This is a genomic window from Hyphomicrobium denitrificans 1NES1, from assembly GCF_000230975.2.
GTDB classification, from domain to species: domain Bacteria; phylum Pseudomonadota; class Alphaproteobacteria; order Rhizobiales; family Hyphomicrobiaceae; genus Hyphomicrobium_B; species Hyphomicrobium_B denitrificans_A.
On record NC_021172.1, the window covers coordinates 3,543,467 to 3,567,283 of the forward strand.

Annotated in this window: 31 protein-coding genes; 5 read left to right on the forward strand and 26 right to left on the reverse strand. The window is 65.4% G+C overall.

Annotation, left to right across the window (positions count from 1 at the left end):
* Nucleotides 1-26 precede the first annotated feature (26 nt).
* The 14 genes from HYPDE_RS17035 to HYPDE_RS17100 all read right to left on the reverse strand — a co-directional run bounded on the left by HYPDE_RS17035 (nucleotide 27) and on the right by HYPDE_RS17100 (nucleotide 9,921).
* A complete protein-coding gene (locus HYPDE_RS17035) occupies nucleotides 27-986 on the reverse strand; it encodes a sodium:calcium antiporter (RefSeq protein ID WP_015599782.1) in 960 nt (319 codons plus the stop codon).
* A gap of 68 nt (nucleotides 987-1,054) precedes the next feature.
* Nucleotides 1,055-2,806 (reverse strand): relaxase/mobilization nuclease domain-containing protein, encoded by a 1,752-nt coding sequence (locus tag HYPDE_RS17040; RefSeq protein ID WP_015599783.1) that lies wholly within the window; start codon nucleotides 2,804-2,806, stop codon nucleotides 1,055-1,057.
* 247 nt (nucleotides 2,807-3,053) lie between these two features.
* A complete protein-coding gene (locus tag HYPDE_RS17045; RefSeq protein WP_015599785.1) occupies nucleotides 3,054-3,893 on the reverse strand; it encodes a lytic transglycosylase domain-containing protein in 840 nt (279 codons plus the stop codon).
* A gap of 2 nt (nucleotides 3,894-3,895) precedes the next feature.
* Nucleotides 3,896-4,408 carry a S26 family signal peptidase gene (locus tag HYPDE_RS17050; protein ID WP_015599786.1) on the reverse strand — a complete coding sequence of 171 codons (513 nt, stop codon included), beginning with the start codon at nucleotides 4,406-4,408 and terminating at the stop codon, nucleotides 3,896-3,898.
* Nucleotides 4,405-4,914, reverse strand: coding sequence for a DUF2840 domain-containing protein (locus HYPDE_RS17055; RefSeq protein WP_015599787.1), 510 nt, complete (start codon nucleotides 4,912-4,914; stop codon nucleotides 4,405-4,407). Before HYPDE_RS17055 ends, HYPDE_RS17050 begins: the two co-directional genes overlap by 4 nt.
* Entirely contained in the window at nucleotides 4,911-5,165 is a 255-nt protein-coding gene (locus HYPDE_RS17060) for a hypothetical protein (protein ID WP_015599788.1), read from the reverse strand. The genes HYPDE_RS17055 and HYPDE_RS17060 overlap by 4 nt, the downstream gene beginning before the upstream one ends.
* Nucleotides 5,162-5,800, reverse strand: coding sequence for a ParA family partition ATPase (parA, locus tag HYPDE_RS17065; RefSeq protein WP_015599789.1), 639 nt, complete (start codon nucleotides 5,798-5,800; stop codon nucleotides 5,162-5,164). The genes HYPDE_RS17060 and parA overlap by 4 nt, the downstream gene beginning before the upstream one ends.
* On the reverse strand, nucleotides 5,797-6,852 hold the full coding sequence (locus HYPDE_RS17070) for a replication initiator protein A (protein WP_015599790.1): 1,056 nt from the start codon (nucleotides 6,850-6,852) through the stop codon (nucleotides 5,797-5,799). Before HYPDE_RS17070 ends, parA begins: the two co-directional genes overlap by 4 nt.
* Nucleotides 6,853-6,859: 7 nt before the next feature.
* A complete protein-coding gene (locus HYPDE_RS17075; RefSeq protein ID WP_015599791.1) occupies nucleotides 6,860-7,144 on the reverse strand; it encodes a helix-turn-helix transcriptional regulator in 285 nt (94 codons plus the stop codon).
* 132 nt (nucleotides 7,145-7,276) lie between these two features.
* Nucleotides 7,277-7,783, reverse strand: coding sequence for a DUF2285 domain-containing protein (locus tag HYPDE_RS17080; RefSeq protein WP_244437719.1), 507 nt, complete (start codon nucleotides 7,781-7,783; stop codon nucleotides 7,277-7,279).
* The gene (locus HYPDE_RS19865) at nucleotides 7,743-8,048 is read right to left on the reverse strand and encodes a transcriptional regulator domain-containing protein (RefSeq protein WP_432263856.1); all 306 of its coding nucleotides are present in this window, start codon (nucleotides 8,046-8,048) and stop codon (nucleotides 7,743-7,745) included. The genes HYPDE_RS17080 and HYPDE_RS19865 overlap by 41 nt, the downstream gene beginning before the upstream one ends.
* A 121-nt stretch (nucleotides 8,049-8,169) precedes the next feature.
* Nucleotides 8,170-8,448 carry a DNA -binding domain-containing protein gene (locus tag HYPDE_RS17090; protein WP_015599794.1) on the reverse strand — a complete coding sequence of 93 codons (279 nt, stop codon included), beginning with the start codon at nucleotides 8,446-8,448 and terminating at the stop codon, nucleotides 8,170-8,172.
* Between the two features lie 50 nt (nucleotides 8,449-8,498).
* A complete protein-coding gene (locus HYPDE_RS17095; RefSeq protein ID WP_009338111.1) occupies nucleotides 8,499-8,777 on the reverse strand; it encodes a hypothetical protein in 279 nt (92 codons plus the stop codon).
* A gap of 244 nt (nucleotides 8,778-9,021) precedes the next feature.
* Nucleotides 9,022-9,921, reverse strand: a complete 900-nt coding sequence (locus HYPDE_RS17100) for a MurR/RpiR family transcriptional regulator (RefSeq protein ID WP_015599795.1) — start codon at nucleotides 9,919-9,921, stop codon at nucleotides 9,022-9,024.
* Between the two features lie 299 nt (nucleotides 9,922-10,220).
* Here HYPDE_RS17100 and HYPDE_RS17105 point away from each other — a divergent pair, with 299 nt between their 5' ends.
* The 5 genes from HYPDE_RS17105 (at nucleotide 10,221) to HYPDE_RS17120 (ending at nucleotide 12,644) form a co-directional block, all read left to right on the forward strand.
* On the forward strand, nucleotides 10,221-10,985 hold the full coding sequence (locus HYPDE_RS17105) for a COG4280 domain-containing protein (protein WP_015599796.1): 765 nt from the start codon (nucleotides 10,221-10,223) through the stop codon (nucleotides 10,983-10,985).
* A gap of 9 nt (nucleotides 10,986-10,994) precedes the next feature.
* On the forward strand, nucleotides 10,995-11,141 hold the full coding sequence (locus tag HYPDE_RS19435) for a hypothetical protein (protein ID WP_187290845.1): 147 nt from the start codon (nucleotides 10,995-10,997) through the stop codon (nucleotides 11,139-11,141).
* A gap of 20 nt (nucleotides 11,142-11,161) precedes the next feature.
* On the forward strand, nucleotides 11,162-11,401 hold the full coding sequence (locus HYPDE_RS17110) for a tyrosine-protein phosphatase (RefSeq protein WP_244437721.1): 240 nt from the start codon (nucleotides 11,162-11,164) through the stop codon (nucleotides 11,399-11,401).
* 168 nt (nucleotides 11,402-11,569) lie between these two features.
* Nucleotides 11,570-12,046, forward strand: a complete 477-nt coding sequence (locus tag HYPDE_RS17115; protein ID WP_015599798.1) for a DUF2127 domain-containing protein — start codon at nucleotides 11,570-11,572, stop codon at nucleotides 12,044-12,046.
* A gap of 43 nt (nucleotides 12,047-12,089) precedes the next feature.
* Entirely contained in the window at nucleotides 12,090-12,644 is a 555-nt protein-coding gene (locus HYPDE_RS17120) for a phosphatase PAP2 family protein (RefSeq protein WP_015599799.1), read from the forward strand.
* Nucleotides 12,645-12,885: 241 nt separating this feature from the next.
* Here HYPDE_RS17120 and HYPDE_RS17125 read toward each other — a convergent pair whose 3' ends face one another.
* The 12 genes from HYPDE_RS17125 to HYPDE_RS17185 form a co-directional block, all read right to left on the reverse strand.
* Nucleotides 12,886-13,239: a response regulator gene (locus tag HYPDE_RS17125; protein ID WP_015599800.1), complete on the reverse strand. Its 354-nt coding sequence runs from the start codon at nucleotides 13,237-13,239 to the stop codon at nucleotides 12,886-12,888.
* A 93-nt stretch (nucleotides 13,240-13,332) separates the two neighbouring features.
* Nucleotides 13,333-13,656, reverse strand: coding sequence for a DUF736 domain-containing protein (locus tag HYPDE_RS17130; protein ID WP_015599801.1), 324 nt, complete (start codon nucleotides 13,654-13,656; stop codon nucleotides 13,333-13,335).
* 542 nt (nucleotides 13,657-14,198) lie between these two features.
* Nucleotides 14,199-14,819, reverse strand: a complete 621-nt coding sequence (locus HYPDE_RS17140; protein ID WP_015599803.1) for a hypothetical protein — start codon at nucleotides 14,817-14,819, stop codon at nucleotides 14,199-14,201.
* 160 nt (nucleotides 14,820-14,979) lie between these two features.
* On the reverse strand, nucleotides 14,980-15,918 hold the full coding sequence (locus HYPDE_RS17145; protein ID WP_015599804.1) for a DUF2493 domain-containing protein: 939 nt from the start codon (nucleotides 15,916-15,918) through the stop codon (nucleotides 14,980-14,982).
* A 307-nt stretch (nucleotides 15,919-16,225) separates the two neighbouring features.
* Entirely contained in the window at nucleotides 16,226-17,272 is a 1,047-nt protein-coding gene (locus HYPDE_RS17150) for a DUF7146 domain-containing protein (protein ID WP_015599806.1), read from the reverse strand.
* On the reverse strand, nucleotides 17,272-21,585 hold the full coding sequence (locus tag HYPDE_RS17155) for a strawberry notch-like NTP hydrolase domain-containing protein (protein ID WP_041320615.1): 4,314 nt from the start codon (nucleotides 21,583-21,585) through the stop codon (nucleotides 17,272-17,274). Before HYPDE_RS17155 ends, HYPDE_RS17150 begins: the two co-directional genes overlap by 1 nt.
* A gap of 96 nt (nucleotides 21,586-21,681) precedes the next feature.
* Entirely contained in the window at nucleotides 21,682-21,918 is a 237-nt protein-coding gene (locus HYPDE_RS17160) for a DUF4326 domain-containing protein (RefSeq protein WP_244437722.1), read from the reverse strand.
* A 218-nt stretch (nucleotides 21,919-22,136) separates the two neighbouring features.
* Nucleotides 22,137-22,379: a DUF6117 family protein gene (locus HYPDE_RS17165; protein WP_015599810.1), complete on the reverse strand. Its 243-nt coding sequence runs from the start codon at nucleotides 22,377-22,379 to the stop codon at nucleotides 22,137-22,139.
* The gene (locus HYPDE_RS17170) at nucleotides 22,376-22,801 is read right to left on the reverse strand and encodes a hypothetical protein (protein WP_015599811.1); all 426 of its coding nucleotides are present in this window, start codon (nucleotides 22,799-22,801) and stop codon (nucleotides 22,376-22,378) included. The genes HYPDE_RS17165 and HYPDE_RS17170 overlap by 4 nt, the downstream gene beginning before the upstream one ends.
* 68 nt (nucleotides 22,802-22,869) lie before the next feature.
* Complete coding sequence (locus HYPDE_RS17175; RefSeq protein WP_015599812.1) at nucleotides 22,870-23,142, reverse strand: hypothetical protein; 273 nt, start codon at nucleotides 23,140-23,142, stop codon at nucleotides 22,870-22,872.
* Nucleotides 23,139-23,555 carry a hypothetical protein gene (locus HYPDE_RS17180; protein ID WP_015599813.1) on the reverse strand — a complete coding sequence of 139 codons (417 nt, stop codon included), beginning with the start codon at nucleotides 23,553-23,555 and terminating at the stop codon, nucleotides 23,139-23,141. The genes HYPDE_RS17175 and HYPDE_RS17180 overlap by 4 nt, the downstream gene beginning before the upstream one ends.
* Nucleotides 23,556-23,622: 67 nt before the next feature.
* The gene (locus tag HYPDE_RS17185; protein ID WP_015599814.1) at nucleotides 23,623-23,817 is read right to left on the reverse strand and encodes a hypothetical protein; all 195 of its coding nucleotides are present in this window, start codon (nucleotides 23,815-23,817) and stop codon (nucleotides 23,623-23,625) included.

Below are 23,817 nucleotides of genomic sequence, written 5' to 3' on the forward strand. Positions count from 1 at the left end.
CGGAACGCGCGTTATTCCAGAGGCTCTCAAGCAAGGAGCACGGCGAGAACGAATAGCGGATAGGCGCCCAGCAGAACGACGCCTGCGACACGACTGAGGCTGGCTTTCGGTGCTGCCAAAACGACAACGAGGAGAAGCGCAGCCAGCATGGCGAGCCAAGGGAAGTGCAAGCTCGCAGCGTCCACGATCGCAAGCGGCCGCGCGAGCGCGCCGGCCCCTAAGGTCATCGTGACGTTATAGGCAAACGAACCAACGACGCCGGCGACAACGGCCTCGGAAGCTCCGCGTCGCGCGGCCGACCAAGCCAGGACCACCAGCTCGAAGGCGGTGGCGAACCCGACCAGTGTCAAGCCGAGCGAGGTCTGCGTCGACTCGACATGCGTGATCTGTTGCATGGCTTCGACGAGCAGGCTGGCGCCCGCCGCCATCGCGGCCACTCCGGCAAGCACGAGCAGTAGTTCACGGCTGATGCGTCGCCGTCCGCCCGGGTTCGATGCGGCGTTCTCTGCTTCCTCGAGCTCATGCACCTCTCCGAGCGCCGGCGGTCGACGTTGGACGATCCAGATGGTGCCGACATAGACGATATAGAGTCCGACAAGGATGGCGCCCTCGAGCCGTGTCACCACGCCGTCCCACGCGATCCACGCGGCGATCGCGCCGAGCGGCAGGCCGAGGATGGCGTAGCGCATGACACTCGTGCGGAACGGCAGCGGCGCGATCACGGCGCCGACGCCGAGAGCGACGAGGCAGATGGCGACGTTTGCGCCGATGACATCGCCGAACGCAATGCCTGGTGATCCCCGCAGCGACGCCACTACGACGGTCGCGAGTTCCTCGGGTTCGGCGCCGGCGAGCAGCAGCGCCAAGGCGAAGGCGCTCACGCCCAGGCGTACTGAAGCTGCGCCAAGATGTTCGGCAAACGCCTCGGCTCCCCAGACGATGAGAGCAACACCCGCGAGAAAGGCCAGAATCCAGACGACAATCATTCCGCGAGGCACCCCCTGCTGTCGTCACCAACGGCAAGGTGACGGAAGGTAGTCAAACGGGCGCCTGGTCAGAGTCCAAGCCCACGCTTTCGGCCGAAGCTCCACTCGACATTATAACCGCGGCTGATGGCACCCCGCACCTCCCGGCCAAGTTCCTTCTCCAGAGCCGGACGCCACGGGACAAGCTGGAAGCCGAGCCCGTCGTCGATCATGGCGAAGCGGCCGGAGGCGAGCGTCACCCGCTGCCGATAGACACCCGAGACGCGCTCGCCTTCTGCCGCGGGCTGATAAGCGAGCCCCGTCTCCACAGAGAGCTTCGCCGCCGCGTCGTCCAATTCTCGCCGACGCAGGGTGGCGAGGAGATCGCGAGCGAAGATCACCCGCTGCCCCTGCCGGTGGGCAAGTCCTTCTTGTGCGAGATGATTGACGCGCGCTTCCATAGCTTGGCGCACCTCGGCGCCGAACGCCCCGCCGCTGAGCGGCGGATCCTTGGCGAGGAGTTGGCGATCGAGCCAGGTCGCCCCCGACGCTGTCACCTGCGCCTCGATCGAAAGATCCGAGCGGGTGGCGAGCGACAGGCGGCGCCGTCCGTTCGAGTCGTCATAGCTCCGCGCCTCGACGATCGCGCCCACCGGCGCATCGCCGGTCATCTCGAGATCGGAGAACTTGAGGTGATGAGTGCGGCCATCGACGCCGGCGACGATCGCATAGGCGGTCCCCTTGAGCTCGTCGTCGAGGCCGCGCTTGACCAGCCGGCCGAGCACTGGATCGGATGGCTCCTCTCCGTGCAGAGCGAAAGAACTGACGTCCGGCTCATGCCCGCCGGCGCTCATCGCTTGGTGCATCGTCTTGATGATGTCGCCCCGGATGCCGAGTTGGCGGAGCGCCGGTTCAAGCCCCGGCTTGAGCGTCCAGCAGGCAGGGCCGACCGGATCCGCGAGGCCGAGACGTTCGAGTTTCGCCGCCCGCCCGAGCAGCAAACCGCGCAGCTCGGGGTCCTCGGTGTCAGGCCCGGGCCGCAGGTCGGCGACGCCGCCGCACTCGTCCGAGATGTCACGCAGCGCCCGGTCGAGGCTCGTCCATCGATCTGATCCGACTTCTCGTTCGAGGGCCGTGCGGATCTCCCGCTCGCTGCGCGGGCCCAGCTCCAGCGTGACGCGCTCGGCCGCGCGATCGCGAAAACCCCGGCTGATGTATTCGCGGCTGATGACCAGGTCCTGACCGTCATCGGCGCGGCCGCGGATGAGGACATGGACGTGTGGATTGTCGGTGTTCCAGTGGTCGACCGCGACCCAGTCGAGCCTGGTGCCGAGGTCCTTCTCGACATCGAGCATCAGCTCGCGCGTGAAGGTCTTAAGGTCGCCGAGCTCGGTCCCGTCTTCCGGCGATATGATGAATCGGAAGTGATGACGGTCATCCTCGCAGCGCTCGGCGAAGGCGCGTTCCTCCGCCGTGTCGGAGGCTGCGTCGAACGTCCGCGCGTCCTCGCCGTCGCGCGTCACACCCTCGCGCTTGAGGTAGGCGATGTGCTTGGGTAGCGGCGCTGAGCGGAACCGCGCTCCCTGGTGCCGCACGACGCGCGCTTTCATCACCACGCGGCGAGCGTTCGAGCGCAATCGAATCGAGACCGCCGCGCGCCGACCGCGTCCGAAGCGCGACCGGCTGCGGCCCTGGCTCGAACGGAAGCTGTTGCCGACATGGCCCGCCTTCTTCGCGGCCCGCATCACTTCGCCGACGAAGGTCTGTGGGCGCTTGCCGCCACGATTGCCGTGCTGGATGCGCCCGGGCCGGACCCGCAGGTCGTCGTCGCGCGTCGTCATGGTGCAGCGACCCGAGACAGTTCGAGGCGACGGCGCGCGAAGCCTTGAAATGTTTGCACAATTTGCAGAAAGCGCCAGCAGCGAGTGTCTCTGGTGTCGGTAAATTCCTCAATCTTCCCAACCACATAAGCCGCGCCGAGGGCCGGCCTTTTCCCTTGCCGTCCGTGGGTTGGTCGTCTCCGCTCGCCAGCACCCACAGCCGAACGTGTCCGCTTGCCCGCCACACCCAGATGAGACCGAAGGCAGCTCATGGCCTGGGCCCACGGGCCGACAGGCGCGCGAACAGTCCCTCGGACTGTGGCGCAAGGCCTGTCCAATCGGCAGCCGACGTTGCAGTCGCTCGCTGTTGCGACACGCCATCCGATGACGGTGGTGGGACCGTCGAACCGCCACGGCGCCGCACCGAGAACAACGGCGCGTCGGTCCACGAGCGGATGATCGCGGTGATGATATTGCCCGGTTCCGATCCGCCGTCGCGCAGCAATGGCGCGAGTGCAGCGACATAGGCCCGCGTCTCTGTCGGCAACGGGTGCCCGGTCGCAAGGTGATCCTCATACCGTCCGGGACCGGCGTTGTAGGCCGCGAGAAAGCCAAGCGCGCCGTAGCGGTCATGCAACTCGCGGAGATACGCTGCGCCCGCCAGGATGTTGTCGTGCGGGTCGAATGGATCGGCGCCGAGGCCGTATCGCGCCCGTAAGCCGGACCAGGTGTCGGGCATGATCTGCATCAGCCCCATCGCGCCCTTGGGCGAGACGGCGCGCACGACGCCGCGACTTTCGGCCTGCATGACGGCGTTGATCCAAGACGTCGGAATGCCGAAGCGCAGCGCGGCTTCCGACACGAACCGTGCAAAGCGACCGCTCTCCGACGTGACGGCTGAAACACGTCTGTCGCCGGCCTGCGCATGAGCAACGCCGTTCGCCGACAGCAGCACCAGTACGATCGCGAGCGACAGGTGATGGCTAAGCTTGTGCGATCGATGTGAGCCGGTACGGCGAGCGAGAGGTGCGGCGATGGCCGGGAAGGAGGATGAGTCGCGAGGCGGGGGCGACGCCGCGGGAGCCGACCGAGCGAAGGAGTGAGGCATGGTCAGTTCTCCGCGTAGGTCCAGATCGGATCGGCGCGGCCGACGATGCTGGTCGTCGGCAGAGGTCCGAAATACCGGCCGTCGAGTGAGTCCGGCGGCGTGCGATTCATGAGGAAGACTTCGCCGGGCCCGAGCACGCGGCAGCCCTGCCAGTCCGGCAGAGCACGGCTGAGGCGGTCGCGTTCGAGCGCATCGCCCATAGCCGCGCCATCGACGGTGACGCGCCGTGCGGTACGGCAAACGGTCTGACCGGGAAGCGCCAGGATGCGCTTCACCAGCGGCACGCCGAGAGGCAGATAACGGCGCGCGGCGAAGAGCTGCGCGAGAGGCGCCGGCGGCTGGACGACGACCAGTTCGTCGAGATGCAGCGGAGGCGCGCGCCGCACGGCATAGAGGCCGATCGGGACGCTGGCGCTGGCGTTCCAGAGCAGCTTCGGCGCGGGATGAACGAGGCTCGACAGCGCGACGAAGAGCGTTGTTGCGTAGGTGGTGAGGACGAAGCCGAAGCGCGTCATGGCGCAAGCCTTCGGCGTAGCAGCCAGGCGCGATGCTGCTCGCGGCGATAGGGGCGCGACGGTAGGCCGACGATGAGGCGATTGTGGAGATGACGCCAGTGATCCGGCGCGGCGTCGGCAGGATCGATGCCGAGCGCCTCGACGGCATCTATCGCCTGCAGCACGCGCTCGACTTTCGGCCACCCGCTGATCCGCAGCAGAATCTCGCCGCCTGGACGGACGAAAGGCAGCGTCTGATAGGGTTCGCCGCGGTCGATCGCGCGCACGATGTCGATGCGCGAGACGATCGTGCCGAAATCGTTGGACGCCCAGCGCACGAAGGCGAAGACTCCGCGCGGCGCGAAGCTCAGCACGCGGCGGTGACGATCGAGGATCGTCTCGCCGGCGTCGCGGCCGAAACGGATCCAGTGCTCGATGTGTCCTTCAAGCCAGGTCAGCTCGACGTGCGTCAGAAACGGTCCGGCATCGGGCCGCGGCGCGCGGCCGGCGTTGAAATCGGCTTTCATGAGCGGTCTCCATCGGCATCGGGAAATTCGCGCGCCAACAGGTCACGCAGCATGTCGGCGACGGTGACGCCGCGCTGGAAGGCCGCGATCTTGATCCGGCCGCGCAAGGCCAGTGTGATGTCGACGGTGAGCCGGGCCGTGTAGAGGTCTGCGGCCGCCGCGCCGGACGAGGCGGGATCGGGTGATTTGATCCAGCTCTCGGCGTTGCTCGGACGCGTGGCGAAGCCGCTGTTGGGGCTGCGTGCGGTCATGGCGACAGCCTTTCGACTTCGGCCGCCAGCGCCGCGATCTCGCGCGCGGCCGAGCTGCTATCGTCCTGCTCGAAGACGAGTTGGCCGGTGCGCGCCGCGTCGGCGAAGATGACGCGCTGGTCGATTCGCGCCGCAAGCGCCGGCGGGTCATGTTCGGCCAGGCTGTGCGCCGTCTCGCGTGCGATGACCGTGCGCGCGGGACAGCGATTGAGAATGAAGCGGGCCAGGAGCTCGGGGCGAAAGACACGCGCTTCGGCGATCAGCGCAAGCATCTCGGCCGATGCCCAACCGTCGAACGGCGACGGTTGCGCGGGGATCAACGTGAGGTCGGCCGCGAGCAGTGCCGAACGCAACAAGGCGGCGACGCGCGGCGGTCCGTCGATGATGACGTGGTCGGCATGCCGAGGGAGTTCGGGCGCCTCGCGATGCAGCGTATCGCGCGCCAGGCCGATGACCCCGAACAGGCGGTCGATGCGCCGGCGTGCGCGCTGCTCGGACCAGTCGAGCGCCGAGCTTTGCGGATCGGCGTCTATCAGGGTGATCGGCTTTCCTTGCCGGGCCCATTGGCCGGCGAGATGCAAGGCGAGCGTCGTCTTGCCGACGCCGCCTTTCTGGTTGAGCAGCGCGACGATCATCGAGCGCCGCTCCCGGTTTTGCACTGGGCAGCGCCGTCGCCAACAACAGACTCGTTAGATTCTTGTTGGTTAGATTCTAAGTTAGGCGGCTCGCAAGCGACGGAATTTCCATCGGAACATGTCGCTTCGGGTTCCTGATGGCACGCGGCTTCGGTTCCCGATGGAACGCGCACCGGGGTTCCTGAAGGCACGACGACATCAACAGATTGTCCACAGGCTCCTGTGGACAAGTGGCTGCGCGTGAAGACGAGAAGCTCGCGGCCGGTGCGGTCGCGTTCGACGCCGAGCCGATATCCGGGCAGCGGTTGCCGGCGTGCCAGATCGCGCAGCTCGAACGCGAAGCGTTTGAACGGCGAAAGGCTCGCCGACTTGCCGTGAAGGTGTCGGAAGTCGAACCGCCAACCTGCACGCTGCCTGCCGGCGTGCTTGCGTACGATGCGATAAAGCCAGCGCTCGAGACCGCCCGTCAGCTTGAAGTATTCGCGGTCGATGGTGAGCACGAGCGCGTCGTCGAGGACGGCGCGGTAGAACCAGTCCGGCACGATGAGATCGATGCCGTCGGCGCGGCCATGCGCATCCGCGCGTTCGGTCCATTCGTTGATCCAGGAGAAGCGGTGCATGCGCCGCTCGCTCGTCTGACGCAGCGAGGTGGCGACCGTGGTGGATTGCAGACGGTCGAGCGCCGCCTTCAGGCGGTGATAGTCGCGCGCGCTGACACCGCGGCCAATGAAAGTAAGAATCTCATATGGGGTGGCGGCCATCAGGCGCGATGTGCGCAGGCCGGCGTCGCGTGCCTCGACGATCTGGCTGGCTGCCCAGATCAAGACGTCGGCGTCCCAGATGGTCGCCATGCCATGCTCGGGCACGGCTTCGACGCGGATGGCGACGTCGTTCATCCGGTAGTCGATCGGCGTCGTGCGATGCGTCTTGGCGAGGCTGAAGAAGGGATAGGCCATGAGGTCCTGCGCGTCGCGCGGCGCGAGATCGCCTGGCAGGGCCCGAAACAGTTCGAGCTGCTCGCGTTCGGATCGTGTGCGATGGCGCGCCGACATGGGGAGGTCAGCGGCGCGGCTGGCGGGCTTGTTCGAGCTGGGCCGGCGTGTGGCGCTTGGCCGGCAGCACGATCACCTTGCCCGGATCGGACGTCGATTCCTTGGCCGCGGCATCGACCCACGTCTGCAGGTCCTCGACGCGGTAAACGACGCGGCCGCCGAGCTTCGAATAGCGCGGGCCCGTGCCGTAGATGCGGTGCTTCTCGAGCGTGCGGATGGAAAGGCCGACGAAGCGCGCGGCCTCCGGCGTGCGCAGGTAGCGCTGCGGCAAGCCTGCGAGATTGGTGGACATGGGATACCTCCGTGATCGCTTGGAAGGCCGTCGAATGACGGCGGCTGTCAGCGATCACGGTGGCGGAAGGGACCCGATCCGAAATAGGGCGATCTCGGAGGGTGGCGAAAGCGCATCCAGACGGGCGGAGCGCTACACGCGGCGGCGATAGGGATGCAGAAGAAGGCGGCGATAGCCGCCGCGCATCATGGAGAATCCGAGCCGGACGAGCCGACCGGTCTGATCGCGCAGTTCGTGCGAAATCCAGTCGCGCTTGGAGATGGGTGCGATGTCGAACAGGACGGCCGCGATCTCGGGGTAGGTCGCACGTTCAAGCCGGCCGTCCAGCGCGCGCAGTGCGAGGATGAGCCGGTTGCGCCGCTCGGGTGTGAGCATGCCGAGGTCAGGACCCGGCGCGCGCCCGGCCAGCGCGCGCCACAAGCGGAGCGCGGCGGCAGCGCGGATGTCGAAGAGCTGGTCGAGCGGGATGAGGACTGCGACGGGCTCGCCGAGCTTGCCTTGTTTGTGCAGGCGCATGCGTGCGCCGCGCAGTTCGACGATTTGGTCATCCTCCTCACTAGCGAGAAAGGGCCAATGGCTGTGCGCTGCGAGGCCAAGTCTAGGATCGACGAGGCCATCGGGGAATTTGGTCAGGGTCACCACACTCGGAAGCGCCTGGGGTGTCCACAGAACGGCGTCGTGTCGCGCGGGATCTGTTTTGCGATCGAAATCGCACCCCCCAGCGCTGGGCGAATGCTTCGGCCTCAGCGGGATCAAGCGTTCGGTTCCGGCTCTTACGCGTCTGGCGAGCGTGATCGCTCAGAAAGTCGGGATTGCGGCGAAGAAACTCATAAGCGAAGGCAGGCGCGTCGAGCGGCCGGAGGTTCTCATACGCGCCCGCCGATCGCCAATCGGCGCGAGCCATGGACAACGTCTCCTCTGACAACAGCCGTTGCTACGGCTCAGTCGAGAGAATGCACGCTACGGTGGCGCTCCGAAACAGACTGAGACTGCAACGCGCGTTGCCGGAGGCGCACGGAACCAATTCAGTGTGGCGCGCCACCGTGGAGAAGATGGCGGTAGCCTTTCTCCGTCATCCATCGAGCGCGGGCGAGATGACTCTCCCAGGCCCGATGCGCGCGATCAGGTTCCCGCGCCGGATCGATATGCAGCACGATTTTCGCAACTTCCTTCCAATCGGCGCCGTCGGCATCGGCGTCGAGCAGCCGCAAATAGGTCACGGCATGTCGCTCGTCGTAGCCGGTCAGAATGCCGGCGGTCGGCGCGAGATCGTCCACCGGCGGATCAAGTGGCGGCGACTGCATCAGGGCTCCTCGGCTGGACAGGGTTTCCTAAACGTTAACACAAACCCTCTTCATCGTTTCAAGGTCGCCGGTCTTCTGGCTGGCCGCGTTGCCGGTTCTGCCTCGTGGAGGAGCATGACGCCGCGACCACGATCGGATTCGACGAACAGAATTCCAGCGGCTTCCAGAACACGGCGCACCTGGTCGCGCGTGCCCTCGTGCACTTGGAGCTGCCTTTCGGACTCCAGACGCTTCAGCGCGGTCAGCGCCACCAGGGCTTTCTCGGCGAGCATCTCCTGCTTCCAATTCAGCAAGGCTCGCGCGGCCCGAACTTGTCGGCCGGTGATCATTCATGATCACCTCCGACAGACGATCTGCGCGCACCAGAAATACGACTATAATAGTCGCTTTCTGGCGCTGCAACGGCACCGTGGGCCGCGCTTCTTCCATCTATGAGGGTCGGCGGCCCTTGTTCAGCTGGCTGATTCGCTGGCCGCCGAGGACTGGGGGCGTGCCGCGCGCTCGGCCGCTCGTCGAGCAAAGTTGGGGCAGAGCGTGCAGGTCGAGCGGCTGTGAAGGCGTGAGGGGCTCTGTTTAATCTGTCTGCCGATTCGACTGTCTGGTCGCGAGGTTCACTGGCGCTCCAACGATCCGCTCGCGAAGCTTGTTGAGATCTTCCAGGCTCTGAATGGTTTCCTCAGGCCGCTTTGCGGCAATTCCGACCAGGAGTGCTTCGAGTAGGCCGAGGGTAGCGGTATGCATGCTCAACATGTTGGCTCGCCCGCGGGCGACAGGCAGCACAAGGTCGACGCGGCCGCGGAGTTTGGGTCCGAGATTATCCGTCAGCAATAGTTTGCGAATGCCGTGTCGGTCCGTTTCGTCCAGCAGCACCGCCAGCTCCCGATAAACGTGACCGTATGCCATGGCGACCAGAGCGTCTCCGGCGCGAAGCGTTCGAAGCTCGTCGGCGAAAAGAAGGCCGGTTCGCGTCAAGCTGGTCGCGTCGATCCCGAACCGCCCGAGCTGCGCCGCGAAATAAGTGGCCATCATGCTCGACGGTCCGATTCCGAAGACCACGACCCGCCGGGCATTGGCAATGAGGCTGACGGCCTTGCGGAACAGTTCGGGGGCGATGTCGCGACGAAGGCTTTGAATGGATTCGACGTGAATATCGAGCGTCAGATCGAACGTAGCGTGCAGGTCATCGCCGACCTCCCGAAGGGTCTCGCGCATACGGCTGGCGATCGACAGGCTCTGTTTCAGTTCGGCGGCCAGGGTGCGGCGCAGTTCCTCCATGCCGGCGAAGCCCAGAGCTTTTGTCGTACGCACGACGGTCGCGTCGCTGGTGGACGCCTTCGCCGCCAACGACGCCGCCGACGCATAGAGGACTTCTTCGCGGTTTTCCCGAAAGACCCGGGCAACGCGTTGTTCGGCCGGGCTCATTTGATCCAGGTGTAAAGCGATGCGCTCATCGAAGGTGGCAGCGGCTTGCATGGTCGGGAATATGGCCCAGATGTCGTAGACACGACAGGATGCACCAAATCCGCTACAAAAGCCATCTGCCAGCCGACTCCGGACGGCGTGAGCAATGCAGTCTCGAGAGCCGGATGCGTCATCAAAGAGGCCCCAAGCCGGGGCTATGGCGGTGATCGACTGCGTTGACCCGGTATGTCGTATTTGCTACGTATTCGTCCAACATCGGAAATACTTGCTACAGAGCGCCGCGTGGGAATCGTCTTTCACGAAACTTGGTGCTGACAATCGGGCTTCCCCCCGGTGTTTAGGAGAAGTGGATGATCATCCATTGGGCCCACGCTTGGCCGTCGATCGCGGCGGCGTTCCTGGCGTCTCTCGTCGAGTTCGTCGAGGCACTCACCGTCGTTCTGGCGGTTGGCACCGTCCGTGGCTGGCGTGGCGCTCTGATCGGGAGCGGCGGGGCAGTCATCGTGCTCCTCGCCATCGTTGCGGCTCTTGGGCCGGCACTGACGCGCATACCGCTCGACGTCGTGCAGCTCGCGGTCGGAACACTCTTGCTCTTGTTCGGCATGCGCTGGTTGCGCAAAGCGATCCTGCGATCGGCCAGGGTGATCCCGTTGCATGACGAGGACGCCGCTTATGCGACAGAAACCGAATTGCTGCGCCGGATCGGCGGGGGGCGCGCGGGTTGGGACACGGTGGCCATCGCGACCGCGTTCAAGATCACGATGCTGGAGGGCCTGGAGGTTGTCTTCATCGTCATCGCGGTCGGCGCAGGCGGCGTGGGGCTCCTGATCCCGGCGAGTGTCGGGGCGTTAGCTGCGCTGGTCCTGGTGGTGCTTTTCGGCGTCATCATCCATCGGCCGCTGGCGTCCATCCCGGAGAACACATTGAAGTTCGTCGTCGGCATACTCCTAACGGCGTTCGGCACCTTCTGGATCGGCGAGGGAATCGGGCTCGGCTGGCCAGGGCAGGACTGGTCGATCCTCGGTCTGGTTGCCGGGTTCCTCGTCATCGCTCTCTTGACTGTGCCCCTGTGCCGGACGCGCGCTGGCGCACATGCGGCTGTCTTAAACCGATAGGAGCTGCGCATGCGCTGGTTGAAAACGATCGTCGCGGAAATCTTCGGTCTGTTCGTCGATGACGGCGCCTTTGCTCTTGCCATCATCGTCTGGCTGGGAGCCGTTTGGTTGGTGCTGCCGCGGCTCAACGTGCCTACAGCATGGGGCGCGAGCTGAGCGCGGCTAAGGCTGCCAAATTGATCGTCCTCATGAAGGGCGCGCAGAAGCCCATCCTGATTCATTGCAAGGCGGGCGCCGATCGCAGCGGGTTGGCGTCGGCTCTTTATATGGCGGCGATCGCACGGGTCGGCGAAGCGACCGCCGAAGGGCAGCTTTCAATCCGGTTCGGGCATTTCTCGCTACCCTTCATTCCGGAATTCGCCATGGATCGAACGTTCGAGGCGCTTGAGCCGTCCCTCGGATATCCCGGTTCGTGATGCGCACAAACACACAGGAGAAAGAGCCCGTTAGGTTTGAGCGCCAGGTCATTCGACATTTGCGCGGCCGACGCAGCATGCCGGTTGCCAGCGCCATTTTCTTAATAACTGCTCTCGCGGAGTCGCCGGCGGGTCACACGGCCTGCGCAGCCGAGCGGTGGTAAGCACATGAAAGAGCAGCGGATACATCAGATTTTTGAAGTGAGCATTCTGCTCAAGGGAGCGCACGCGCTCATCGAGTGCATAGGCGGTATAGCGCTCGCGATCATCAGCACCAATACGATCGCAGTCCTCGCCAACCGGCTCACTCAAGACGAACTCATCGAGGACCCGCACGATTTCGTCGCGACTCATCTTCTCGCGTGGGCGCAGAACTTCTCCGTCAGCACAAAGACCTTTTACGCCTTCTATTTACTTAGTCACGGCGTCGTAAAGCTCCTTCTCGTTGCCGGCCTGCTCAAAGAGAAACTGTGGTCTTACCCTGCCTCACTGGTCGTGATCGGCTTGTTTATCGTTTATCAACTCTACCGCTTTTCCTACACGCACAGCGCTGGGTTGATTGCCCTCACTGTCTTCGATGTAGTGGTGATGGGTCTTATTTGGCATGAATACAAGCTCGTCCGGCGCCATCTGCCGACGAAATAAATCCGACCGAGACCGCGAATTGAGTCAGAAGAAGGAGATGTCAATGGATGTTCTGATTACGCAGTGGATCAACGCTGCGGCTGGCAAAAGTGCTCTGCTCGATATGTTCATGATCGCCACCACGCAGTATTGCGTGCCTCTCGTGGTGTTGCTTGTGGCGTTGCAGTGGTGGAGCGCGTCCGACCGGATGCATGTGAGGCATACCTGTATCGCTGCGGGTCTCTCATTCGTCATCGGCTTGGGCCTCAATCAGATCATTCTTCTATTTGTCCATCGGGTTCGTCCTTACGATGCCGGCGTCAGCCATCTGATCATCAGTCCGAGCAGCGACTGGTCGTTTCCATCTGATCATGTAACGGCAACGATTGCGATCGCTACAGCCTTCTTGCTCCACGGGATTAGACGTCGCGGTGCCGCGTTCCTCGCGGCGGCCGGCCTTGTATGTGTGTCGCGCATTTACGTTGGAACGTATTACTTTACGGATGTGCTTGGTGGAGCGGCTACTGGCGCATCTGCTGCTATCGCGGTTCGGTGGCTCTATTGGGAAGGCACACGGCTGGACCGATTGGCCACCGGGATTAGCAACCCCCAATGTTAGGCTTCTAACCTGCGCCGAGGATAGGAAACGCGCAGACGAAGGCTATCTGAACACCCCATCTATAATAGTCGTTTTACGGTGCTTTAACCATGCAGACACCCCTGAATCGGGTATCCGGCAGGGTCGTTCTGGCAGATATCCGAACCGACTGATTCGGTCGTCCGATAGTGGTCGATACCGAGATACTGCGGCGGGATTAGACCCGTCCCGGCATGTCTTCGACGCGGGTGCTCGGGTGGGGCTACCGCATACGCTCGGCAATGGCGTGAATGACAATCTCATACGGAGATGGCTTGAGAATGACCGGGATATCCGGGTGCGATCGTTGCAGATCGGAGGGAAGGCCCAGGCCCGTAAACACCACCAGCGGAACGCACCTGTCGCACAGGGCGCGCGCAACCGGCGTGATGGGACCGTCGAGGAGATTGCCGTCGAGGATCGCGCCGTCCAGATGTCCGTCGATCAGAGCAAGAGCACTTACGTTGGTTTGCGCGGGGCCAAGGGCGATCCCGCGATAGTCAGTGATCGTCTGGATGAGTGCGGCCGCGATCCAATCATTGTCCTCGGCGACGAGGATTCGCTTTCCTCTCAGCATGGCTGTCATCTCGTGCAAGGCGGAACCGTTGAGCTGCTCGGCTGCGCGAAAGCCCCGCCCGGCGGAGCCGGACGGGGCGTTGGCGGAATAGCCTCAGTCGTTGTTCTTGCGCGGACGGGACCAGATGAGGGTGTAGCCTTCGCCGTCCTCATCGTTGAACAGGTTCGCGTAGATCGGCGCGTTGAAGGAGGGATCGTCGAGCTTGAGCGAGAGGTAGTCGCGGCCCTCTTCGGAGCGCTTCGACCAGGCGGCTCCGATCTCGGCCCGGCCCACGTAGACGCGGTGGCTGGGAGCGTTGTCATTGGAGCGGTTGGTCTCGGGGACGATGCGGACGCCTTTGGTCTGGACGCTCAGGGTGACGATCTCGCCCTGGAACTCGCTGCTGCCGACCTTCTTGAAGGAACCGATATTGGCCATGTCACTTCTCCTTGCTGTTTTCGAGCCCGCGACCACCGCGGCCTCGATGGCGATCGACAGGCCGAGGACGATCGACGACGCACCCGCTCGCGGGCCGGAGCGCAGCGGAGGATGGCGGCGGCGAGACTTTCTTGCCTCGCGAGGAATGGGCGAAGCCCAGGGGAAGAAAGTCGACCCGACGGCGTTGCGGCTCAGGCGATCGAGGCGCAGCCGGTCTTCGGCCAGATCAGGCCATCAAGAGGCCGGGTGCTCGCGTGCGCTGAACAGGATCCTCGGGAGAAGACGTGGCGGATATCGGTCGTCCCGCACAAGACGTCGGACAGTGTGAGCGTGGAGAAAGAAGCCATAGCGTAGGAAAAGGCGTGGTCGCTCGCCGCAGCATCACCGCATGACGACCTCTGCACTGCGATCTACGGGCCGGCCTATGCGCGGAGATGGCGCCGTCGATGGGGGCCTTCCGAAAGAGGGCTCGGCTACCGATTCAAGCGTACGGTTTCCGCGAGCGCCGATCGCCAGCGCTATTCAAACAAGGAGGGCGAGGCCTATCCCCGATGCGTCGCGCCAGTCAGAAGCGGCTGAGGCTCGTTACGGGATGCTCCGCTGGGCCGCAATGGGAGGGGCTCCGCGAAGACAGTCATGCGCCCCCAAGCCGTGCCGCCGATGACGATCGCGCCCATCCAGGCAAAGACCTCGCGCCAGACGAGCGACGGCACACCGATCTGCGACAGGTCGAGGACCGCGTGATAGCCGGCAATCGCCGCCGGAATAGCGAAGGCGGCCGCGATGACGGCGCGCAAGACCAATGGGCGAACGACCGCGAAGGCGATTTGGCCGACAGCGAGAGTGAGCGCGCCGGCGACGATGCCGGCGAGCAACGCGCCGATGACGCCCGCGCCACTGTGAAACGCCGCCATACCGGCAGTCAGTCCGACGAAGAACGGCAAGGCATAGACAGCGAGGGTAAAGATCAGCCAGCAGAACAGGCCGATCCCGAACATGCTGAGGATGAGTCCGATGACGAGCATGGTGGAAGCCTCCGTGACAGAAGATGTGACGGTCGCGCCTTCCACCACCACCACGGCGCAACGCAAAGTATAGCCAAACGCGAGCGGCGATGGGAGGGCCAATCGCTCCTTGCCAACTCCTGCAGCGACCGCGGGCATCCGACGGGCTCCGCTCCGGAGGGACCGAGGCGATGGTCAAGCCTGCGGATAAGAGTGGTTTTCTGGTACGCGGATCGAGCGCGACTTGGAGCCGCGCACGATCGTGCTGGTGCCATCGGCTCTTGCTGATGGGTGCAACATCATGGGGTAACGGCGGCGCTCACGCGCCGCCCTCGCCGAATATCCACACTGGGATGCCGAGCTTCTTCGCCTTGTCGGCGAGATTGCCCTGGATGCCGGTGCCGGGGAATACCATGACGCCGATCGGCAGCACCGTCAGCATCGCGTCGTTGCGCTTGAACGGTGCAGCCTTCGCGTGCTTCGCCCAATCGGGCTTGAACGCGATCTGCGGCACCTTGCGATTGTTCGCCCATTTCGCGGCGATTAGCTCGGCGCCCTTGGGCGAGCCGCCGTGCAGCAGCACCATGTCAGGATGCTTCGCGTGGACCTTGTCGAGCCGGTCCCAGATCAGCCGATGGTCGTTGAAGTCGAGCCCGCCGGTGAGGGCGATCTTCGGTCCTGACGGCAGCATCACCTCGGCCTCGGCGCGACGCTTGGCGGCGAGGAAATCTCGACTGTCGACCATTGCCGAGGTCAGAGTGCGGTGGTTGACCAGTGACCCGGAGCGGGGACGCCAGGGGGAGCCTGTGTGGACCTCGAAGCGCTCGGCGGCCCGGTCGCGGAAGAGCTCCAGGCTATTGCGGCGTTCGATCAGCGTGACGCCCTCAGCCGTGAGACGCTCAAGTTCAACCGAGCGCACCTCCGAGCCATTCTGCTCCCGCTGACTGCTGCGCTGCGCCTGCTCGTTGTCGTCGAGCTCGCGTTCGATGCGACCGGTGGCACGGTGGAACAGGTTGACGGTCGACCAGAGCAAATCTTCGAGGTCGGGTTCGAGACGCGTGTCGCTCAGGGTCGAGACCAGAGCGTCGAAAATGTCGGCGACGACGCCCGCGACAGCATCGCCTTCCGGAAGCGGTCTCGAGTCGGGCTCGTCGTGGAAGGGACGGTAGCCGTAGAGCTGAAGTTCGTTGAGGACGTGATCGGTAGGGGAGGAGGTGTGCGGCGGTTCGAATTCGGTGTCGTCGTGGTCGGTCGTCATGGTGAGGTCCTTTGCCGGATCGACCGCGCCCATCGCGGCCTTCGTGGCGATCACCAGACGGCAGGCGGAACGGGCCAGAACCCGCAGCGAAGCGAAGGGCCGAAGCGCCAGCGGAGGATGGCGAAGCCCGGATATTTTGTTTCGCGCTGCAAAGGCCCGCAGGGCCGGCGGAAAATAGCCGGGCGCAGCCATTGCCGGGCCGGGCCGCCTGCCGTCCGATCGCCCTCTAGAAGGCCAAGGGCGCGACTCTGTCCGGCGGGGTGGTCCTCGCCTGACCGGCCATCAGGATGCGCGAGCCGCCGACCGCTCACCCCGTCTCGGCGGTCGCCCACAGCATGAAGCGGATGACGTCCCGCGGTGCGAGCTGGATGCGCAAGGCTGCTCGGAGTTCGTCGATGCCGAACGTGCGCAGATCCTCGTTGAAGTCGCCAAGTCGAGGCGACAATGCGATCGCTTCGATGCCGGTCGCCTCGGCACGCTCTGTCAGACTCGCCACCGCCGCGTCGCCGGCCGCATCGGCATCGCGCGCGATGTAGAGGCGGCGCAGCGTCAGCGGGAGCAGCATGGCGGTGAGGTGGTTGGCGGAAAGCGCCGCGGCCATCGGCAAGGTCGGCAGCACGCATCGTAGTGACAGCATGGTCTCGATGCCCTCGCCGGCGGCGAGCACGTCGCTCGCCACACCGAAGCGGACCGCGTTGCCGAGGAGGTTGCCCATCGCGCGTCTCGGCGTGTCGATCGGCGCTTTGCCACGGCCTGACGGATCGAGCCAGGTGCGGTGTGCGCCGGTCATCCAGTCGTCGAGATCAGTGACACGGGCGATCATCGCTGGCCAGGTCTCGGTCGGTGCGTTCTCGTCCGGGCGATAGTAGCAGCGCGGGTGAAAGCGCAGCGCGCCGGCTTCGTGCAAAGCCGTAATGCCGCGATTGCGCAAATACGCTTCCACGAGTGTCCGCGCGATCGGCTGCGACATAGCGAACAGTCGCCGTGCGGCCTCGGGCGATCCCGTCTGTGCCGGGATACGTGCAGCTTTCGGCGATGGCTCCGGGTCCGAGCGGGGCAGGCTCAGGAAGCGTCGTGCCTCGTCGGCGACATCGTGGAAATCGAGAAGGCCACAGCTTTCACGGATGACGTCAAGCAGATCGCCGTGCTCGCCGGTGGCGGCATCGGTCCATTTGCCGGCCGGCCCTTTGGGCGACTCCTTCAACCGGACGAACATGGAGCGGCCCGGCGTGTTGCGCGCGTCGCCGACCAGCCAATAGCGGCCCTCGCGGCGGCCATTGGAGAGATAATGACGGCACACCGCCTCGGCTTCGCGCGCGAGACGGTGCGCCAGGTCGGAAGCATCGCGCGGCATCACGCGGCCTCCCGCTCGCCGATGCGCTCGACGGGAAAGCGCTCCAGCACTTTCGTCAGCACGCCGACGCCGCTCGCATCGGTTGGCACAAACATGCGGAGCTTCCAGGTGATGATCTCGTGGAAGAGGCCGTAGGCCTTGAGCCGGTCGCGCATAGTGTCGGTGAAGCCCGACAGCTCGATGCGGTTCGCGCCCATAACGCGCACGCGACGGAGCTGCAGGCCTTCGGCGAGATCGAGAACGGTGCGGCCGTCCATCAGCGCGGCGAAGGCGCTCTCCGGCGTCAGCGCCGGTTCGCCCTCCGCCAGCGTGCTCGCGACCCAGGCGGGCGAGACCTTGCGGCCGATGATGCGTTCACCCGCATCGGTCTGAAGCCGATAGACGCGCGTCGACTCGTTCGGCAGGCGCTTCCAGATCGGCAGGAGCAATCCGCCGACGATATGGGTCGTGCTGTCCGTGAACTCGGGCACCTCGGCAAGCTCGCGTTGCCAGGCCGAGGCAAAGGTGTCGCGCTCCGCCTCGACCCAATGGCTCTCGGCCATCGTCTTCAAAGGTACGCCGTGGCTCTCCATCGGCCGGATGAGCCGCACGCGCTGCTCGATCTCCCCATCGTCGAGCATCAGGCTCGGCGCTGGGACTTGCACGGCGGCGCGTCCCGAGCGTTCGTTGACGAGCAGCACGACGCGCGGATCGGAGAGCCGATCCAGAGCCTCGTTCAGCGTCACGGGACGATTGCGCTCGCGCTGCGCTACGGTGAGCAGGCGCGTCTCCGCGCCGGTGCCGGGATGGGTGTAGATCGTGCACCGATCGGTGACGACAAAGCTTTCGGCGCGAAGCGTTTCGAGCCCGACATCGTAGGTGCCTGACGCGATGGCGCCTTCGATGCGGGCCGTGAGCAACTGCTCGAAGGCCGTGAACAGCACGTTCTGCAGATCGATGGTCAGCGCCAGCAGGCGATTGAGGAAGGTGGTGATCGGCGGCAGCTCGTCCTTGATGCCGTTGGCGTCCATCAGCTTCAAGCCGGTGGCGTCCTCGAAGGTCTGAAGCGAGCAGCCCTCCACCTTGTCCCTGACCAGAAGCATGTAGAGCTGCCGCAACGCGTCGCGCCCGTAGTGGCTTTCGAGATTGTCCTCGGGCCGGAACAAGCCCTGGCCGCCGGTCTGACGCTGGCCGCGCGTGATCGCGCCGAGCGTGTCGAGGCGGCGCGCTATGGTGCTCAAGAAGCGCTTCTCCGCTTTCACGTCCGTGGCGATCGGACGGAACAGCGGCGGCTGGGCCTGGTTGGTGCGGTTAGTGCGGCCGAGACCCTGGATCGCCGCATCCGCCTTCCAGCCGGGTTCGAGCAGGTAGTGGACGCGCAGGCGCCGATTCCGCGCCGACAACTCGGCGTGGTAGCTGCGTCCCGTGCCGCCCGCTTCCGAGAAGACGAGGATGCGCTTAGCGTCATCCATGAAGGCGGCCGTCTCCGCGAGGTTGGCCGAGCCGGCGCGGTTCTCGACCATCAGGCGGTCGCTCTTGCGGATCACGCGGCGCGAGCGGCCGGTGACCTCGGCGACCATATCGGTGCCGAAGCGCTGAACGATCTGGTCGAGCGCGCCGGGCACCGGTGGGAGCGAGGCGAGCTTCTCGATCAGGCGGTCGCGACGAGCGACGGCTTCGCGGCTCTCGACCGGCTGGCCGTCGCGGTAGACCGGCCGGGAGGAGAGATTGCCCTCTGAATCCGTGAAGGGCTCGTAGAGCTGCACCGGGAAGGAATGGGCGAGATAGGCGAGGACGTACTCGCGCGGTGTGATGTCGACCTGGACGTCGTTCCAGTCCTCTGTCGGGATTTCCGCGAGCCGGCGCTCCATCAGCGCTTCGCCGGTCGAGACGATCTGGATGACGGCGGCATGGCCGGCCTCGAGATCGCGCTCGATCGAGCGGATCAGCGACGGCGTTTTCATACTGGTCAGCAGATGGCCGAAGAAGCGCTGCTTGGCGGATTCGAAGGCGGAGCGCGCGGCGGACTTCGCCTGCGCGTTCAGCGTGCCAGTCTCGCCCGTGATGTTCGCGGCCTGCATCGCCGCGTCGAGGTTGTTGTGAATGATCGAGAACGCGCCGGCATAGGCGTCGTAGATGCGGACCTGCTCCGGCGTGAGCCGGTGCTCGACCAGTTCGTATTCGACGCCTTCGTAGGAGAGCGAGCGAGCAGCATAGAGGCCGAGCGCCTTAAGGTCGCGCGCCAGCACCTCCATTGCCGCGACGCCGCCGGCCTCGATCGCCTCGACGAACTCGGCGCGGGTCGCGAACGGGAAATCCTCGCCGCCCCAGAGTCCGAGACGCTGGGCATAGGCGAGGTTATGGACCGTTGTGGCGCCGGTCGCGGAGACGTAGACGATGCGGGCATTCGGCAAGGCGTGCTGGAGCCGCAGCCCCGCCCGGCCTTGCTGCGAGGCGGCCTGGTCGCCGCGTTCGCCCTTGCCGCCGACCGCGTTCTGCATGGCGTGGCTCTCGTCGAAAATGATCACTCCGTCGAAGTCGGAGCCCAACCATTCGACGATCTGCTGGACGCGCGAAAGCTTCTCGCCGCGTTCATCGGTGCGCAGCGTGGCGTAGGTCGCAAATAGGACGCCTTCCGCCAGCCGGATCGGCGTGCCCTGACGAAAGCGGGAGAGCGGCGTGACGAGCAGCCGCTCCATGCCGAGCGCCGACCAATCGCGCTGGGCGTCTTCGATCAGCTTGTCGGATTTAGAGACCCAGACGGCGCGAGGCCGGCCCTTCAGCCAGTTGTCGAGCAGGATGCCGGCGACCTGGCGACCCTTACCTGCACCGGTGCCGTCGCCGAGAAACCATCCTCGTCGAAAGCGGACAGCATTTTCGGCATCGTCGCGCGCCGCTGTGACGACATCGAAGGTCTCGTCGATGGACCAGTTGCCGGCGAGGAAGTTCGAATGGGCCTCACCGGCATAGATGACGGATTCGAGCTGAGCGTCCGACAGCAAGCCTTCGGCGACGAGGTTCGCCGGCAGACGCGGCCGATAGGACGGTTTCGGCGGCGCGACCGAGGCCATCGCAGCCGACTGCACCAGCTTGGTGGGATGGGCCTGCGACCCGGAAATACGGATCGACTGCAATCCGTATTCTTCATAAAGCGCCTCCGTGAGCCGCGCGCCCTCCGGCGGGGTCCAATCGACGGTTTCGTAGGCGAGCTCCATCGCTTCCGGTTCGGGGAGCGCCGGAGCGGAGGACGGACGCATCGCGAAGGCGCGCACCGTGCGGGGGATGGCGTGACGCGCACCGGTGACGGCGATGGACGCTTCAATCGGCAAGCGCGGTGGAACCTGCTCGATGACCCAGGCGAGCAAGGTGGCTGCATCCGGCGCGACACCCGAAGAGTCAGGGAACATGTCCGGATCGACGGCGGGTTGCTTGTCGATGACGAGCAGCCGCGTGTCGATCGTGGTGCCGTGCTTCGCATAGACCGAGCCGTCGACGGCGGCGGAAAACACGAGCCGTCCGCGCTCCTGCAGGTGAGCGAAGGTGCCGGTCCAGGCCGGATTGTCGGGCGCGAAGCTCGATCCGGTGATCGCGACGAGACGCCCGCCGTTGCACAGCCGCGCTAGGGCGGAGGTGACGTGGCGAAGCGCAGCGTCCGCCATGCGCCGATCGACGTTCGCCATCGCCGAGAAGGGCGGGTTCATCAGAACCACGCTCGGCGCGATCCCGACATCGAGATGATCGTCAATCTGTGCCGCATCGAACCGGGTGACGGCGATGTCCGGAAAGAGGTGGTCGAGCAACGCGGCGCGGGCCTCGGCCAGCTCGTTCAGCACGAGCGAGCCGCCGGCCAGTTCGGCCAGGATGGCGAGCAGCCCGGTGCCGGCCGAAGGCTCGAGCACCCAATCGGCCGGCGTGATGGCTGCGGCCGTGCATGCGGCAAGTCCGAGCGGGACCGGCGTCGAGAATTGCTGGAGCGCCTGGCTCTCCTCGGAGCGGCGCGTATGGGTGGGGAGAAGGTCCGCGATCTTCGCCAGCAAAGGCAGCATGGCGGCCGGAGACGCGGCCTTGGCGCGGATGGCCGGTCCGAATTTCCGCAGGAACAGGACCGTAGCCGCCTCGCAGGCGTCATAGGCGGTTTTCCAATCCCAGCCGCCGGCGGAATCGGAGGCGCCGAAGGCGGACTCCATGGCGGCGCGCAGGATGGCGGCATCTATCCGGCGGCCGCGTTCGAGATCGGGAAGAAGGAGCCGCGCGGCCTGGGCGATGGCGGCAGATGCGGGCGCGAGCGATGGCGTAGCCAAGCGGGCGGCCGCGGAGCTGGAAGGATTCGTCATGAAGGGGACCTCGGGAGAGCAGGAAGGGCCGAGCCGCCGGGCGCTCTCTCTCGACCCGACCGGCTCAAACCCCTTCCGGCCAACCTCTCGCTCTCGTCACGCCGCCGCCTTCACGGCGCACCACCACGCGATGCGCGTATCCCGCGTCGCATTCGCGAGCCGCAGCAGCAGATCGCCGTGACAGGCGTGCGGCGCGCAGAAGCAGACGAGATCGTGGCCGCGCAACTCGTAGAGCGCGCGCAAGAGATGATGCTGATCGGCGAGCCAGCGCTCGTATTGGCGATGACGGCGGCGCGGTCGCCGTCGGGGCCGATTCGGAACGTATTGCCCCATTCGAGCCGCGTCCGATATAGACGGCGCCCGCCGGCGCGCCTGCCTGATGCTTGTTGAGAACCCTGCACATCGCGTTCGCCTCCTGGTCCTGAGCGACGGGCTTGCGACCGAGAGCGGTTCAGGTTCTCGGGTCACGCATCGGAGGGCGGACGATGCGGGAACGGCTCGCCCGTTGACCCGCGAACCGCCGCGCTCAGACAGGCCAGGAAGCGGCGGGATCAGGATCGCGTTGGGTCCGGCAGGGGTTCGGACGGCAGCAGGTAGGCGTCGAAGGGATTGCCGTCGACCAGATGGCCGAAGGGCGTGAACACGAAATCCGTTTTATCGCGGCCAATCGCGCAAATGAGGTAGCGCTGTTCGCCGGTCACGGCGTCGATGCACTCCATGAGCGCGAGATTGCCGTCGGCAGCCGCCCGCAGCAGCGTCTGGAAGTTGGCACGCGCGTGATCGGGAATGCTCATCGCGCACCTCGCCTTCCGCGCGCTGGCGCGAGGGGGCGTGCCAGCCAGCCATTGGTGTCGGTCCAGGCAATCGTCTCGCGGGTCGTGAGATCGATCACATGCGCGCCGCCGCCGAAGGCATTGACGCGCGGCTGCGAGCAGGTGTTGGCCCACTGAAAGCCCCAGCGGCCTGTGAGGCCGAATGCCTCGGCGCAGCGGAGCACGAACAGGATCACCTGTTGCGGATCGCCGGTGACCTCATCGCGAATCCACAGCGCGGTGCCGCCATGCTCCGGCTGGATGGAGAGGAGGAAGCCGTCGGGCGGCACGTCCTCGCGCGCTGCCTGCTCCATGAACGCCTGGTAGAGATCGAGCGCGCGTCCGGCGTTGTCGGGCGTGCCGACATCGAGCACGCATGAGAAGCGAGTGAAGAAATCAGCCATGACGGCCTCCTGAAACGACGAAGCCCGGCGCGAAGGCCGGGCTCTCTGGAATTGCGGTAATGTGGGGATCAGCCGGTTGGGCTGTCGTGGATGCGGTCATCGTCGAACGCGACATCCTCGGCGACGGCGTGGCGACCATCCGGCGCGACGCGGTCGATGAAGGCGATCACGCCTTCCCGGCGCTCGCCGGTCTCGACGTGCTCGGGATGGGCGGCGGACTCCATCGCCGTTTTCGCCACTGCCTTGGCTTTCTCGATCGCGTCCGCATCGGACTCGGCTTCGACAATGAAGCCGTCATAGGCGCGCAGCCAGAACCCGATCTTGACGATGTATTCGTTCATGGCGTGCCTCCATTCATCTCCGGATCGCGGCCGCCGGCCATGATCGCTTCCGCTTTGGCTATCGCCGCATCAGCGCGCTGACGCCAATACGGCGGGTCGGAGCAACCGGCCTCCGGGGTGTGCACGAGAACCTTCAGAATCCCGAGCAGGGTCTCGAAGTGATCGGCCTTTCGCTGAAACATCTCGCCGAATTGCGATGGAACGGAGAGCGCGGTGACGCGATAGGCGGTGTCCTCGCCCGGCCAGGCGCCGGTGACGTAAGTCTCGCCGGAGGATTCGTAGTCCTCCTTCTGGTCGGACCAGTCATCGTCCTCGATGGCGAGCCGGCAGGCCTGGTCGAGCGTCTCGGCTTCATAGGTGCGCTGGCGGTAGATGGGAATGCGATAGGTGGCCTCGATGGTGAAGAACGGCATGATGACCTCCAGAAATGCGAAAGCCCGGCGGGCCGGGCTCAGGTGGACGAAGCGGGAGTGATCGGCGTCAAAGACGCCAGGTTCGGACGAGCCGTTGCGGGTCCTGGTGATGCGCGAGCATCTCGCGATAGAAGCGATGCCGTGCTTGCCGACGCGCCGGGTCGCGCCGCGCGCGCCGCGTCAGCTTCCGCGCGGCGGCGCGGATGACGGTGCGCCAGCCGTCATCGACGGTGATGTCGAGGCGCAGATAGGTGCCGTACAT